Annotated in this window: 12 protein-coding genes; 8 read left to right on the forward strand and 4 right to left on the reverse strand. The window is 65.6% G+C overall.

The window, feature by feature from the left end; genetic code table 11:
• Window positions 1-49: 49 nt before the first annotated feature.
• Window positions 50-2,227, forward strand: a complete 2,178-nt coding sequence (locus tag QRN25_RS02165; RefSeq protein WP_285017245.1) for a PKD domain-containing protein — start codon at window positions 50-52, stop codon at window positions 2,225-2,227.
• Window positions 2,228-2,238: 11 nt separating this feature from the next.
• Here QRN25_RS02165 and QRN25_RS02170 read toward each other — a convergent pair whose 3' ends face one another.
• The 3 genes from QRN25_RS02170 to QRN25_RS02180 form a co-directional block, all read right to left on the reverse strand.
• On the reverse strand, window positions 2,239-2,751 hold the full coding sequence (locus tag QRN25_RS02170) for a redoxin domain-containing protein (RefSeq protein WP_271183835.1): 513 nt from the start codon (window positions 2,749-2,751) through the stop codon (window positions 2,239-2,241).
• A 378-nt stretch (window positions 2,752-3,129) separates the two neighbouring features.
• Window positions 3,130-4,314, reverse strand: coding sequence for a beta-ketothiolase BktB (bktB, locus tag QRN25_RS02175; protein ID WP_285017248.1), 1,185 nt, complete (start codon window positions 4,312-4,314; stop codon window positions 3,130-3,132).
• A 176-nt stretch (window positions 4,315-4,490) separates the two neighbouring features.
• Window positions 4,491-6,152, reverse strand: a complete 1,662-nt coding sequence (locus tag QRN25_RS02180; RefSeq protein ID WP_285017249.1) for a long-chain fatty acid--CoA ligase — start codon at window positions 6,150-6,152, stop codon at window positions 4,491-4,493.
• A 250-nt stretch (window positions 6,153-6,402) separates the two neighbouring features.
• Between QRN25_RS02180 and QRN25_RS02185 the strand changes: the two genes are divergently transcribed.
• The 7 genes from QRN25_RS02185 to QRN25_RS02215 all read left to right on the forward strand — a co-directional run bounded on the left by QRN25_RS02185 (window position 6,403) and on the right by QRN25_RS02215 (window position 14,083).
• On the forward strand, window positions 6,403-7,182 hold the full coding sequence (locus QRN25_RS02185; RefSeq protein WP_271183838.1) for an IclR family transcriptional regulator: 780 nt from the start codon (window positions 6,403-6,405) through the stop codon (window positions 7,180-7,182).
• A gap of 203 nt (window positions 7,183-7,385) precedes the next feature.
• Entirely contained in the window at window positions 7,386-8,087 is a 702-nt protein-coding gene (locus tag QRN25_RS02190; protein ID WP_285017251.1) for a carboxymuconolactone decarboxylase family protein, read from the forward strand.
• A gap of 141 nt (window positions 8,088-8,228) precedes the next feature.
• Window positions 8,229-9,104 carry an SMP-30/gluconolactonase/LRE family protein gene (locus QRN25_RS02195; RefSeq protein WP_285017254.1) on the forward strand — a complete coding sequence of 292 codons (876 nt, stop codon included), beginning with the start codon at window positions 8,229-8,231 and terminating at the stop codon, window positions 9,102-9,104.
• 66 nt (window positions 9,105-9,170) lie between these two features.
• Window positions 9,171-10,346: an acyl-CoA dehydrogenase family protein gene (locus QRN25_RS02200; RefSeq protein ID WP_271183841.1), complete on the forward strand. Its 1,176-nt coding sequence runs from the start codon at window positions 9,171-9,173 to the stop codon at window positions 10,344-10,346.
• 7 nt (window positions 10,347-10,353) lie between these two features.
• Window positions 10,354-11,448 (forward strand): acyl-CoA dehydrogenase family protein, encoded by a 1,095-nt coding sequence (locus QRN25_RS02205; protein ID WP_285017256.1) that lies wholly within the window; start codon window positions 10,354-10,356, stop codon window positions 11,446-11,448.
• A gap of 126 nt (window positions 11,449-11,574) precedes the next feature.
• Entirely contained in the window at window positions 11,575-13,218 is a 1,644-nt protein-coding gene (locus QRN25_RS02210; RefSeq protein ID WP_285017258.1) for a flavin-containing monooxygenase, read from the forward strand.
• 361 nt (window positions 13,219-13,579) lie between these two features.
• Window positions 13,580-14,083, forward strand: a complete 504-nt coding sequence (locus QRN25_RS02215) for a DUF4262 domain-containing protein (protein WP_285017260.1) — start codon at window positions 13,580-13,582, stop codon at window positions 14,081-14,083.
• A 244-nt stretch (window positions 14,084-14,327) separates the two neighbouring features.
• On the opposite strand, the gene QRN25_RS02220 is transcribed toward QRN25_RS02215, so the two are convergent.
• Window positions 14,328-15,251 carry a fumarylacetoacetate hydrolase family protein gene (locus QRN25_RS02220; protein ID WP_008832878.1) on the reverse strand — a complete coding sequence of 308 codons (924 nt, stop codon included), beginning with the start codon at window positions 15,249-15,251 and terminating at the stop codon, window positions 14,328-14,330.
• Window positions 15,252-15,254: the final 3 nt, after the last annotated feature.

Consider the following 15,254-nt stretch of genomic DNA (forward strand, 5'->3'; position numbering starts at 1 on the left):
GCCCGAACACACAGCATATCGGACTTGTCCGATGCCTTGGGAGACGATCATGAAAAATTCGTTCATCGGCGCCGGAGCCATCGGTCTGGCCGTTCTGGCGGGATCGACCTGCCTTGCGACTTCCAGCGCGGCGGCGGAATGCAAGTTCGCGCCTGTCCGGAAGATCGACAGGGATGTCGGCGTCGACCCACAATTGCTGATCGATGGCGCCTGTACCGATCCCGACTACAACGAGAACACGTTCGTCGTGGACAAGACCGAACAGCTTTCATTGGAAGTGTCCGGCGGACCTACGATCCCCTACACTCAGGTCACCGGTCACTTCCCGGCGACGCGAACGGCCGCAACGCTGTTGTCGTACGTGCGGCAGAGCCCGACACTTTTCCGGCAGGACTACGTATTCCGTTTCCCCGCGAAGGCATTCTGGAAGCACCGTTCCTTTCAGCAGCAGCACCCGTCGGGCGGCGGCGTGGTTGATAACCGGATGGCGTTCACCAACGGCGCGTTCTCAGTCAACTGGATGAGCGCAAGCACGGCCAATTCGGTGGCCAGCCATCGCCATGAGGCGGCGGCCACGAAAGTCGCCAAGGCCTATGCCAACAAGCTCTACGGCAACTCGGCGAAAATCTACAGCTACTTCTGGGGCTGCAGTGGAGGCGGCATCGTCAGCATGGCCGCCGCAGAGAACACCGTCGGTGTTTGGGATGGCGTCCAGCCGCAATGTCTGGGGCCGAAGGGCGTGGCGACTTTCCATTCGTTCCAATGGCAGGCACACTACACAATGGCGATCCCGCAGGCGAAGCGCGACGCCATCGCCGCAGCGGCAGCGCCCGGCGGCACCGGCGACATTTACGCCGGGTTGAACGATGAAGAGAAGGCCGTCCTCGACGAGTTCATCGCCGCAGGCTACCCGCTGCCCGCCATCGGCAACCATTTCAAGAGCCTGGTGCCGTTGGTCGACCCCATCGACATCCGCATGGCGGATCCGACCTACGAGGATGATTTCTGGTCCAAGCCGGGATATGCTGGCGCAAATCCGCCAGCCTATCTCAAGACGGCGTTGATCGATGGCTGGGCGACGATCACCGGGATCGATCGCAGCGCTGACGGCGCGCCGGAGACGATCCGGTTCGATCCCGCGACGCTTCCCCGGCTCGGCGTCACAGGCGACAACTACCTAGAGTTCTTCGTCTATGGCGCAGACGGCAAGACGCGCCAGATCGACCCCGAGACCGTGGTCGGCGAGCCGAGCGACAATCGCCGCCGGTACAGCCTACAGGGCAAGTACGATCCGGTGGCGGGCACGCTTGCACTGACCGGCACCACGACCAACGTGTTCGGAAAGACGTCGCCGCTGACCAACAGCAAGCTCCTGCTCGACGGCCTGAAAATCGGCGGCAAAATCAGGGTCAACAACCGCTTCATCCTGGCGATGTACTACTACCCGCGCTACAGCAACATTCCGGGCAGCCGAAGCTACGACCAGTATCGTAACGCCGACGGGTCGGCCAGGTACCCGCAGCGCGCGGACATCAGCGTCCTGTGGGGAGCGAACTATCGCACCATGGGCGGACGAGTCGAAACCGGCGACGTCAAAACCAGGACCATGATCATGGAGGGCATGAGCGACAACCTCTCCTGGCCGATCTTCAATGCCAGCTATGCCGAGCAGATCCAGCATGCCCTCGGCACGGCCAAGGCGGACAAGACGATGCGCTTCTACTTGCACGACAACGGCAATCACAGCACCGGAGGCGGCGAGCCGGGAATCTTCCAGCAATCGATCCAGGACCTGATGGCATGGGTGGAGCGCGGCGTGACGCCGCCGCCTTCGACGCGGTACACCATCCGCAACGGGCAGGTCGTACCCCCGCCGCGCGCCGCCGATCGGGGCGGGCTCCAGCCGGTGATGACGCTTGCGGTCAACGGGGGAAATCGAGCGATCGTGGCGGTGGGTCAGCCGGTCAAGCTGGCCGGCCAGCTGGAAATGCCTCCCGCGACGGGCAAGATCGTCCAGTATTTCTGGACGGTGTCGGGGACGGACGAGACGCCCACGGATCTATCCGCGCCGCAGCAGAAGGTGGATGTCGAGCGCACGCTGAGCTTCCCGGCTGCCGGCTCGTACCTCGTCCGGCTGACCGTGAACGGGCAGCGCGACGGGCAGATCGATCCGTTCGACAAGACGCTGCTGCGCAACTTCAAGGAGGTGCGCATACTGGTGCAATAGGCGGTTGCCGCCTACTTCTTCATGGCCTGCACGAAGGCAAGCGCGCCCTTCACGTGATCGCGAACCTCGTCTTCGTTGTGAACGAAGGCGATCTTGCCGGAGGGCGCGATCACGTAAGTCGTGCGGGTATTGAACATTGCGCCGTCGTTGACGTCGAAAGCGTTCACAAGGCTTTCGTCTGCGCTGGCCAGAGCGAATTTTCCGTGTGCCGCGCCGGTTGAAAGGCCGCTCAGCGATCCGACGGAATCGCGCGACATGCCGACGACGGTTGCGCCCGCAGCGCGAAATTGATCGACCTTGGCCGCAAACTCTTCCGTTTCGGCGGCCTCAGTGAAGGCGGACGGAAAGAAGTACAGCACGACCGGGCCATCCTTGAGCAAGGCAGTGAGTTTGATCTGCCTAAGCGATCCATCCTGTACCGCATCGACCGTGAAGACCGGAGCCTGATCGCCTACGACCAGCGCTGCGTGCGCCTGATTTGCGAACATAAGATATAGACTGGAAATTGCGAACGCGATTTTCATGGCCACTTTTCACACATGAAGCCTTCGGTCCGCCATGGAAAACGGTATCGGCAAATAATGATCGCAGGCGCGAAGGGGAAGGATCTTCAAGAGATATGCGATTCATCAATCATGTTCGAGATTATTGCGACAACATATTTTCGATAAAGTGCTGGGGTCGTATTGAATAAAAATTTTCAATTTACCGCGCATGAGCCCCAAAATCCTTCAACGCCTGCTGCAGACTAGGCAGTTCGCGGGAAACCCATGCCGGGCCGAGCCCGGCAGGCGGCTGCTATGCCAGGACCAGTTTGTCGTGCTGCGTCACCTGTTCAGCGACTTGGCGCAAGCGAGATCAAGGCGCAAACTCTAAGGCAAGGTGCTCCAGTTTCCGGGGGGTCAGGTCATGCCTTCCCAGATCGCCGCGATGCCCTGGCCGCCGCCGATGCACATCGTCGTCAGGCCATAGCGCCCGCTGGTCCGGCGCAGTTCGTGGAACAGCTTGGTGGCGATGATCGCTCCCGTCGCACCGACCGGATGGCCCAGCGCGATGCCGCTGCCGTTGGGGTTGACCTTCTCCGGATCGAGCCCGAGTTCCTGCGCCACCGCGCAGGCCTGCGCGGCGAAGGCCTCGTTGGCCTCGATCACGTCGAGGTCGGCCACGTCAAGCCCCGCCCGTGCCAGCGCCGCGCGGGTCGCCGGGACCGGGCCGATGCCCATGTATTCGGGCTCTACCCCCGCGTGGCCGTAGGACACCAGCCGGGCCAGCGGCGTCAGGCCATGGTCGCGGACCGCCTGCTCGCTGGCGAGCACGACCGCCGCCGCGCCGTCGTTGATGCCCGAGGCATTGCCGGCGGTGACGGTGCCCTCGGTCTTGCGGAACACCGTGCGCAGCGTCTCGAAGTCGGCAAGGGTGGCATCGCGGCGGACGTATTCGTCCTCTTCGAACAGGCGGGTGCCCGCGCCGGTCTTCAGTTCGAACGGGGCGATCTGCTCGCGGAAGCGCCCTTCCGCGATCGCGCGCGCGGCGCGGGTCTGGCTGGTGAGGGCGAGGGCGTCCTGCTGTTCGCGGGTGATCCCGTGGCGTGCGGCGACGTTCTCCGCCGTTACCCCCATCAGGATCTCGTGGAAGGGATCGGTGAGCGCGCCGTTCAGTCCGTCGATCGCCGCGCCGTCGCCCATCTTGCGGCCCCAGCGCATGTCGGGGAGGTAGAACGGCGCGCGGCTCATGACCTCGGTGCCGCCTGCGATCGCCACGTTGCAGTCGCCCAGCATGATCGCCTGCGCGGCCGAGATGATCGCCTGCAGTCCCGATCCGCACAGCCGGTTGACGGTCAGCGCGGGCGTCTCCACCGGCAGCCCGGCGCCGAGCGCGGCGATGCGGGCGACGAAGTGGTCGCGCGGGTGCGTGGTGATGACGTGCCCGAACACGACATGGCCGACCGCATCGGCCGCCACGCCGGAACGGGCAAGCGCAGCGCGGGCGGCGTGAGCGCCGAGGTCTCCCGGCGTCTGGTCCCTGAGCGAACCGCCGAACGATCCAATGGCGGTGCGGGCGGCGGCGACGGCGTAGATGGTGGTCACGAGAGCGGTCCTGTCATTGAATGCATCGGCTGCAATCCCGTCATCCCGGCGCACGCCGGGACCGTGGGCAAGTCTTGAGGTGATACCCCACGTCAGGGCGCCCCGACGCAAAGTCGCTCCTAAAGGCCGCCCACGGTCCCGGCATGCGCCGGGATGACGGGGGCATTTTCACTGTTTCACTGCGCGGGATCTAGGTGGTGGCGGTACTGGTCGCGCAGTTCGGACTTGATGACCTTGCCCGAACCGGTGTGTGGCAACTCGTCCACCGTCACGATGTCGTCGGGGAGCCACCAGCGCGCGACGTGCTCGGTGAGGTGGGCGAGCATCGCCTCGCGGGTCACCGCCTCGCCCGGCTGGAGCACGAGCAGCAGCAGCGGCCGTTCCTGCCAGCGCGGATGGGGCACGCCGATCACGGCGGCCTCCTTGACGGCGGGGTGCGCGACGGCGGCGTTCTCAAGGTCGATCGAGGAGATCCACTCGCCGCCCGACTTGATGACGTCCTTCGAGCGGTCGGTGATCTGGACGAAACCGTCGGCGTCGATGCGGGCGATATCGCCGCTGTCGAACCAGCCCTGCGCATCGAGCGCGGAGCCGGGTTCCTTGCCGAAGTAACCGTTCGTCACCCAATGCCCGCGCACGACCAGCGCGCCCACCGCATCGGCGCCGGGGCCGGTGACGTTGCCGTCCGCATCCGCCACCCCGACCTCGCAGCCGAACAGGCAGCGCCCGGCCTTGGCGCGCAGGTCCAGTTCCTCTTCCCACGGCTGGCCGTGGTGGCGGCCCATCGGACGGGTGACGGCGACGACCGGACTGGTCTCGGTCATGCCCCAGGCCTGCATCGTCTCGACGCCGAGCAGGTCGCGGAAGCGCTGCACCAGCGCGCGCGGGGTCGCCGCGCCGCCCATGAACACGCGTTCGAGGCGCAGTGCCCCGCGTTCCTCTGCCGTGGCGGTGCGCTCGATCTGGTCGAGGATGGAGAACCACACGGTCGGCACGCCGAGCGAGAAGGTGATCGCCTCGTCCCGCAGCAGCGCGTGGAGCGAGGCGCCGTCGAGCTGCGCGCCCGGCAGCACCAGCTTGGCCCCGCACATCGCCGAGCCATAAGGCACGCCCCATGAATTGACGTGGAACATCGGCGGCAGCAGCAGCGCATTGTCGCGCGCCGAAAGCGCCATCGAGTCCGCCGTCATCAGCGACATCGCATGCAGCACCGTCGAGCGGTGGCTATAGAGCACGCCCTTGGGCGCGCCGGTGGTGCCGGAAGTGTAGCACAGGCTGGAGGCCGTCCGCTCGTCGAGGTCGGGCCAGGCGGCGAGCGGATCGGCGGCGGCGATCAGGTCTTCGTAGGCGATGAGATCGTCGCGGGTGGATGCGGGCATGTCCTCTCGCGCGCAGAGCACGACGACGGTGACCGGCGCGTCATGGATCGCCAGCACGCCCTCGGCCAGCGCCAGCAGGTCCGGGTCCACGAACAGCACCCGCGCACCGCCGTCGGCGAGGACGTAGCGGATCTGCTCCTCGAACAGGCGCGGGTTCAGCGTGTGCAGCACCCGGCCGCTGGCGGGGACGCCGTAGTAGAGTTCGAGGTGCGGGATGCGGTTCCACGCCAGGCTTGCGATCCGGTCGCCGGGGGCGGTGCCCAGCGCGTCGAGCGCCGTCGCCAGTCGGCGGGAGCGCTGCGCCACTTGTGCCCAGGTGCTGCGCTCAAAGCTGCCGTCCACGCGGCGCGAGACCACTTCGGTGGCGCCGTGGTTGCGCGCCGCATGGTCGATCACGCTGCCGATGGTCAGCGGCAGGCATTGCATCAGGCCCATCATCGCGCCTTCGTCCTTTCCCAAAACGTGTCCGTCTTCGCCGATCGGCGAGGTTCTCGTTTCGACCCGGTTAGACGGCGCGGCGCGGGCCGCAAAAAGGAGCGCCGGACGCGGGCCGAATATCACAGGGGGAATAGGAACAGGGTTTCGATGCCGGGTGCCTCACCATCACATATGTGATATGGCGGAAGGGACATTCCGTTCCCGCACCGGATCGGGCTAACACTGGTCGCAACGAAGCCGCGCACGATAGCGGGCATACATGGAGAGGCTGATGATCCGGCGAACGGTCAAGTCCGCATCGCGCACGCTAGAGGTTCTCGAACTCTTCGCGGAAGAGCGCAGGCCCATGCGGCTGCACGAGGTCTACACCACGCTCGGCTACCCGCAGTCCAGCGCCACCAACCTGCTCAAGAGCATGGTGGTGATGGGCTATCTCAACTACAACCGCATGACCCGCACCTACCTGCCGACGATGCGCGTCGGCGCGCTGGGCAACTGGCTGCCGGGCTACGTCTATTCGGACGAGAGCTACCGCTGGCTGGTGGAAGAACTGCAGCGCCGCACCAACGAGACGGTGGGCCTCAGCACCCAGAACGACCTGTTCGTGCAGTACATCATCCTCAAGGCGCCGGACCACGAGTTCAAGCTGCCGCCGCCGGTCGGCACGATGCGCCTGCTGGTCGATTCCGCTGGCGGCCTCGCGCTGATGAGCGAGATGAAGGACCGCGAGATCGACAAGATCTGCCGCTACACCAACTACTACCAGCTGGCAGAGCGCCAGCGCTTCGACCTTGCCGACCTGATGCGCGAGATCCGCTGGACCCGGCATACGGGCTATGCCTATCTCGCCAACAAGCCGACGCAGGAAGTGTCGTCGATCTCGATGACGCTGGGCGAGAAGATCCACGGCATTCCGCTGGCGATCGGCGTCGGTGGCTTTGCGGATCGCATCTCGCGCGCGCAGTACGACATCATCGAAGCGATGAAGGAGTGCATCGCCGAGTTCAAGGCGATCCGCGAGGAACAGGACTACGCGCAGGCGGCCGAGTAGGGGTTGCCCCCCTCGTTCGTCATTGCGAGCGCAGCGAAGCAATCCAGAGTTACGTAAACCGCCCAGGGTTGCTTCGCTGCGCTCGCAATGACGATACGGTGCGGTCAATCACGCTGATGATTTTCGCGCCCGGTTCCGCGCGGAGATCGACAGCGCGAGGGACGGCGCGCTCATCCTCTCCGTTCGTGGAGAGAGGATGAGCCGTGAAGACCGAAGCGGAAAAGCAGGCATTCAAGCGCGCCTATATCGAGGCGCGCGGATACTGGGTGGAGTTCAACGAAGGGCTGCTGGAATATAGCCCCGAGTGGCTGGAAGCCTACCTCGCCTATTCCTCCGCGCCTGCGCGCACCGGACCGCTCTCGGCGCGGATGCGCGAGCTGATCTACGTCGCCGTCGATGGCTCTACCACGCATTTGTTCGCGGCCGGGCTGGAGGTGCATATCCGCATCGCGCTGGATATCGGTTGCAGTCCGGCCGAACTGGTCGAAGTGCTGCAGATCGCGACGCTGCAGGGGCTCGACAGCGTAGCCTTGGGCATGGACGTGCTGGCGCAGGAACTGGCGGCGCGCGGGACGCCGCTCGCCGGACCCCAGGACTGGCTCTCGGCCGCCGCGCGCGTCTCGCCGGAGTGGGCCTCGGCGCTGGCCCAGCTTCAGGCGACGGCGGACCGGACCTCGCGCCTTACCCCTTGCGAGCGCGCGCTGATCCGGCTGGCGCTGGCGGCTTCGCCCACGCATCTCAACGAAAGCGCGGTGCGCGTCGAAGTGCGCAGCGCATTGGATGCCGGGGCCTCGGCGGAGGAGATCGCGCAAGTGTTCCAACTGGTCGCGCACCTCGGCCTCCATGCCTGCACCGACGGCATCCCCGCCGTCATGCGCGCCGTCGCCGAGCGGGAGGGAGCTTGATCGTGTTCAACCGCATCCCCTTTCGTCATCCCCGCGAAGGCGGGGACCCATCTGATGGCCGTGCAACAGGCGCCTTCACCAGTTGGGTTCCCGCCTTCGCGGGAATGACTATGTTGTTCCACACGGGCAGGGCCTGACGCGATGGACATCTCCTTCTTCACCGACATCGCCAACGATCTCGGCGAAAGCCCCGTGTGGGACGCGCGGCGCGGCTGGCTGTGGTGGGTGGATATCCGCCACAACCGCGTCATCGCCGCCGATGCCGACGGCCGGGTGCAGCGCGACTGGACGTTCGATTGCGCGGTCGGCTCGATCGGGCTGGCGGACAGGGGCCTCGTCGCCGCCTTCGTCGATCACTTCGCGCTGATCGACGCAGAGGGCGCGGTGCAGCCGCTGGCCCGCCCGCCGATCGGCACCGGAGCGATCCGCTTCAACGATGGCAAGGCCGACCGGCAGGGGCGGTTCCTCTCGGGCACCATGCAGCAGGGCGGGCAGGAGGAGGCGCTCGCCACCGTCTGGCGGCTCGATCCGGATGGCAACGGCACGCGGGTCGAAGCCGGGATGAAGCTGACGAACGCGATATGCTTCTCGCCGTGCGGCAATTGGCTCTACCTCACCGACACCCTCGAAGGCATGATCCGCCGCTACTCCTACGACCCACAGACCGGGGCGCTGTGCGCGCGCGAGGACTTCTTCGACTGTGCGCGCGTAGGCGCTCCGGACGGCGCCACCGTCGATGCCGAAGGCCGCCTGTGGGTGGCGCTGGTGACGACGCAGCGGATCGGCTGCATCTCGCCGCAGGGCGAATTGCTGCGCAGCATCGACGTGCCGGTGCCCTATCCTTCGTGCCCCGCCTTCGGGGGTGAGGACATGGCGACGCTCTACGTCACCACCATCGCCGATTCCGGCCACAAGCTGAAGTCCGACCACCCCGACGCCGGGCGCATGCTGGCGATCACCGGCCTCGACGCGCGCGGGATTGCCGAGGCGATTTACGTTCCGGACAATCACACTTGAAATTAGCGGGGCCGCAAAGGCCCTCGGGCTGGAAATGAGGCGGGCGCTCAAGGCAGTCAGCAGCCCATGGACCTCGATTTCACCCCCGCCGAACTGGCCTTCCGCGACGAGGTGCGCGCCTTCTTCGCGAAGACCGTGCCCGCCGAATGGCTCACCCGCGTGCGCGCCGGGCTCCGGCTCGAACCGGCCGAACTGATCGCCTACCAGAAGGCGCTCGCCGCGAAGGGCTGGGGCGCGCCGACTTGGCCCGTCGAGTACGGCGGCCCCGGCTGGACCCCGGCGCAGAACTACATCTTCGAAAGCGAATCCGCCCGCGCCGGGGCGCCGATCCAGTTCCACCAGGGCCTCGAACTGATCGGCCCGATCATCTTCACCTACGGTTCGCAGGAGCTGAAGGACCGCTACCTGCCCGGCATCATCAATGCCGACGACTGGTGGTGCCAGGGCTATTCCGAGCCGGGCGCGGGGTCCGACCTCGCCTCGCTGCGCACCACGGCGGTGCGCGACGGCGACCACTACGTCCTCAACGGGCAGAAGATGTGGACCAGCTACGCACAGGTCGCCAGCCACATGTTCGTGCTCGCCCGCACCTCGCAGGAACCCAAGCGCCAGCAGGGCATCTCGCTGCTGCTGGTGGACATGAAGACGCCCGGCATCGCGATCCGCAAGATCGAGACGATGGACGAGAAGTACACCACCAACGAAGTCTTCCTCGACGACGTGCGGGTGCCGGTAACGAACCTCGTCGGCACCGAGGGCAAGGGCTGGGAATACGGCAAGGTGCTGCTCGACCGCGAGCGCATGGTCTGCTCGGCCACCGCGATCCACCTGCCGCAAGTGCTCGACGGCGTGCGCGATGCCGCGCGCGCCCGCAAGATCGGCGGCGTGCCGCTGATCGAGACGCCCGCCTTCGCCGCGCAGCTCGCGCAGCTGGAGATCGAGGCGATGGCGCTCGAAACCATGGTGCTGCGCCTGCTGGCGGACCTCGCCTCGGGCGCGGATTCCGGCCCGCGCGGCTCGATGGTCAAGCTGCGCTGGTCTGACCTCTACCAGCGCGCCACCGCGCTGTGGATGGATGCTCTCGGCCCCGAGGCGGCGCATTTCCGGGCGCTTGAAGGAGAAGGCCCCGCCGACATGCCCTACGGCATGCAGGGCGCCCTCTATTCGCGCGTCACCTCGATCTACGGCGGATCGAGCGAGATCCAGCACAACATCATCGCCCGCCGCGCGCTGGGTCTGTGAGGCTGCCATGAACTTCGAATATTCCGACGAACAGCGCATGCTGGCCGACAGCGCCAACCGCCTCGGCGCGGACTTGTGGCCATCCAGCGACCGGCTCAAGCTGCTCGCAAACTTCGACGACCTCACCGCGCGCACCGCCGCGCAAATGGCTGAACTCGGCTGGCTGATGCTGCCGATCGCCGAGGACGACGGCGGCCTTGGCGGCTCGGCGGTGGATGTCATGGCGATCATGGAGGGCGTCGGCCGCCACCTGATCCCGACCTCCTACGTCGCCAACGCCGTGCTCGTCCCCGCGCTGGTGAGCGGCGATCCCGCCGCCGCCGACTTGCTCGCCGCCATCGGCGAGGGCAGCGCGAAGGCGGCCGCGGGCCTGCTCGAACTCGATGGCGGCTACGACTTCGGCTGGGTCGAGTGTGCCGCGACCGGCAACGGCACCGACTGGACCCTGACGGGCGAGAAGCTGCACGTCGAGGACGGCGCCGACGCCGACTGGTTCGTCGTCACCGCGAAGACCGATGCGGGCATCAGCCTGTTCCTCGTGCGCGCCGATGCGCCGGGCCTCACCGTCTCGCGCTTCCGCGCCATCGACCAGCACCGCCACGCCCGCCTGAAGCTCGACGGCGTCACCGCCGTGCTGATTGGCGAGGCGGGCGCGGCGCTCCCGAAGGTGGAACTCGCGGTCGACAAGGCGATCTGCGCGCATCTCGCCGAGGCGGTCGGATCGATGGAGGCGGCCCACGCGGCCACGCTGGAATACCTGCGCACCCGCAAGCAGTTCGGCGTCGCGATCGGCAGCTTCCAGTCGCTACAGCACCGCGCCGTGGACATGGGAATCGCGCTGGAGGAGGCGCGATCGATGTCCTACCGCGCCACGCTCAGCTTGGGCCTTCCCGCGGCGGAGCGCCGCCGCGTTGTCTCGGCCGCCAAGGCGCGGGTGGGGCAATGCGGGCTCTATGTCGGGCGGCAGGCGGTGCAGCTTCACGGCGGCGTCGGCTTCTCGGACGAGCTTATCATCAGCCATCACCTCAAGCGGCAGATGATGCTCGACTGCGCCTACGGCTCGGCGGAGCACCATGTCGCCCGCTTCGTAGCGGCCGCGTGAAGGCGCTCTCACGAATGTGATTTTGGGTCCGCAGGGGCCCCAACGGTCGGTCCACCGCAGCCCCTTGCGGCATAGTCGGTGGATCGAGCCTCCCCCAAAAGTTGATGCCAGGAGATGATGGGCGAAATGGTTGAAGTTGCTAACAAGGGCATCGACGGCACGTACGATGCGGTCGTCGTCGGCGCGGGCATCGGCGGTCTCTACGCCGTGTACAAGCTGCGTGAGATGGGCCTCTCGGTGCTCGGCATCGAGGCGGGCGATAACGTCGGCGGCGTCTGGTACTGGAACCGCTATCCCGGTGCGCGCTGCGATCTGCTGACGATCGACTACTGCTACACCTTCTCGCCCGAAGTCGATGCCGAGTGGTCGTGGTCCGAGCAGTTCGCGGCCCAGCCCGAGATCCTCGAATACATCAACTTCGTCGCCGACCGCCATGAACTGCGCAAGGACTACCTGTTCGACACCCGCGTCAGCCGGGCCGAATACGACGAGGCGCGGCAGGTCTGGACCTTCGGGACCGAGACCGGCAAGACCTTCGAGGCGACCTATGCCGTCATGGCCACCGGCCCGCTCTCGGTGCCCAAGCGCCCCGACTTCGAGGACTTCGACAGCTTCAAGGGCGAACTCTACTATTCCGGCCGCTGGCCCAAGGAGCCGGTAAGCTACGAGGGCAAGCGCGTGGGCGTGGTCGGCGTCGGTTCCACCGGCATCCAGATCATCCCGGTGGTGGCGCAGGAGGCGAAGGAGCTTTTCGTGTTCCAGCGCACCCCCAGCTTCACCATGCCGATGCGCAACCACAAGCACTCGGACGAGTACACCGCCGAGATCAAGCGCAACCTGCCCGCGATGCGCGTGGCGGCGAAGAACAGCCCGCTCGGCGGCGTGCGCCCGGCGACCACGCGCCCCTACTTCAGCCTGCCGCCCGAGCAGCGCGTGAAGATCATGGAATCGGCGTGGCAGAACGGCGGCCACACGTTCCTCGGCTCGTTCTCCGACCTCATGCAGAACGAGGAAGCCAACGAGCAGGTCGCCGAATTCGTGCGCGGCAAGATCAGCGAAGTGGTCACCGACCCCGCCACCGCCGAGACGCTGAAGCCGCGCGGCTACCCGATCTTCGCGCGCCGTGCCTGCCTCGATACCAACTACTACGAGACCTACAACGAGGAGCACGTCAGCCTCGTCGACTGCTTCAAGGAGCCGATCGTCGGCCTGACCGAGAAGGGCGTGCGCACCGCAAGCCGCGAGATCGAGCTGGACATGCTGATCCTCGCCACCGGCTATGACGGCCTCACCGGCGCGCTGATGGCGTTCGACGTGGTGGGCCGGGATGGCAAGACGATCAACGAGGAATGGAAGGGCGGCGCGCACTCCTACCTCGGCCTGATGATGAAGGACTTCCCCAACCTGTTCATCGTCTGCGGCCCCAACGGCCCCTCGGCGCTGGCGAACATCTTCACCATCAACGAGCAGAACGTGAACTGGCTGGCCGGCGCGATCGAGCACATGCGCAGGTCTGGCCTGACCGCCATGGAACCCACCGCCGAGGCCGAGCACGAGTGGATGGAGCACGTCCACGAACTCTCGCTCAATACCTTGGTGCGCAAGGCGAACACCTGGTACACCGGCGCCAACGTGGCGGGCAAGGCACGCGGGCTGACGATGTACACCGGCGGCTTCAAGGCCTACCGCGAAACCTGCCAGGAGGCCGCCGACGACAACTGGCGCGGCATGGTCTTCGAGAAGGCCGGGGTGCCCGAGACGGTGGCCTGACCCTTCGCTTTTTTTCGGAATGATGCTGCCGGCCCGGCTCCCGATGGGGAGGCGGGCCGGTGGTCGTTTCGGGCCTTGCAAGGTGACGCAGGTTTACACGGTTTACACGGTTTACACGGTCAAGGGGGAAAGGGCGTCACTTTGGGCCGGAATGTGTCACGTTAGAGGTGCAAGGTGACACATTTGGCGGTCGATGTGTCAGCTTGTGGGGGAGAGGTGTCACTACCTTGTGCGATGCGGCGCGATCGGATGGAGCATGGGCGCAGTGTATTGGACAGCGCTGCCTGTAGGAAAGCGGACTATCCGAAACCGCCCCAAATCAGCCATTGAGAACCACGGGCCATTAGGGCACCAAATCGATATGAACACAGCACTGCAAAGACCCGATGAAACACTTGATGAAGGTGAGCGTCAGTTCCTGAACGTCATCAAGGACCACGGCTGGTTTCACACTCGGGTTTTCGACGGGAAGGACGAGCATCCGGATTTCTCATATACGACCGGCTTTTCGGTCAACCATGGCTATCCCGAGATCATCCTCTTTTCACTGTCCAAAGATGTGTCTCATTCCATCCTATGGGACATTTGGCGCGAGATTGAGGCCGGAACCCGGCCCGAGGCTGGAACAAGGGTTCACGGCATATTTGGAAACGCTGACGCAGTTCTGCTGCCCGTCGCCAAATCATCCTATGAAGAGCATTTAGGCTGGAACCGATGGTTTTACGGAAATGATGACTTCGATTGCCTGCAACTCGTATGGCCTGACCGAGACGGAAGATTCCCATGGGAATCTGGCTTCGACGATAAATTTGCAGATAGCCAACCTGATCTGACAGGCGGCGGTTGGAAGTTTCATCCAGCCTGATTGTCCGCTTACCACCCCTTATCGTCATTCCCGCGAAGGCGGGAACCCATCTCCTGACGGTTCCTGTTGCACCGGCATCAGCTGGGTCCCCGCTTTCGCGGGGATGACGAGGATATAGCTGAGGACGCTTACGCTCCGGATCGCTGCGTTCGCGACGACGGACTGCCATGAAAAAACGGGGGCCTTCGAAAAGGCCCCCGCTTGAAAGTCAGGGAGGATGTTCTCCCCTTTCGGGAAGCTCTGTTCAGGCCTTGATGACCGAGTGGGTCAGCGAGCCGATCTTCTCGACGGTCGCTGTGATCACGTCGCCCGGCCAGACCCACTCCTGCGGGTCCATGCCCGCGCCGACGCCCGCCGGAGTGCCGGTGGCGATGATGTCGCCCGGCTCAAGGGTGATGCCCTTCGAGATGTCGGCGACCAGTTCGTCGACCTTGAACAGCATGAAGGCGGTGTTGCTCGACTGCTTGGTCACGCCGTTGACGGTGAGCGAGAGGTCGAGGGTCTGCGGATCGCCCAGCTCGTCGGCGGTGACCACGACCGGCCCCATCGGCGCGAAAGTGTCCTGGCCCTTGGAGTAGATCCACTGGCCGGCACGGCGGCAGTCGCGCGCGCTCATGTCGATGCAGACGGTATAGCCGAACACGTAGTTCAGCGCGTCCTCACGGGCGACGCCCTTGGCGCGGGTGCCGATGATCGCGGCGAGTTCGACTTCCCAGTCGAGCTGCTGGGTGATCTCGCCGTTGTGGCGGATCGGCTCGCCCGGAGCGATCACCGAGGTCGGCGGCTTGGAGAAGATCACCGGCTGGCGCGGCAGTTCGGGCGAGGTGTCGAGCGACTTGGCGCTCTCGGCGACGTGCTCGGTGTAGTTGAGGCCGATACCGAAGATGTTCTTGCGCGGACGCGGGATCGGCGCGAGCAGGATCACGTTGGCGAAGGGGATCGCGGTGCCGAGCGGGAACAGGCCCTCGGCCTGCTCGATCAGCTTGGAGGCGATCGCCACGGCCTGCGGGCCGAGGTCGATGAACTCCAGCATGGTCGCGGGGAAGGGAACGCCCATTTCCTCGCCGAACAGTTCGAGGTCGAGCACGAGATCGCCGCCGAAGCCGGAGACGAGAGCGCCGAGCCGGGCTTCGGCTTCGACATTGGCACGGTAAGTAACGAGACGCATTGG

The organism is Novosphingobium sp. fls2-241-R2A-195, assembly GCF_030209485.1.
Classification (GTDB): domain Bacteria; phylum Pseudomonadota; class Alphaproteobacteria; order Sphingomonadales; family Sphingomonadaceae; genus Novosphingobium; species Novosphingobium resinovorum.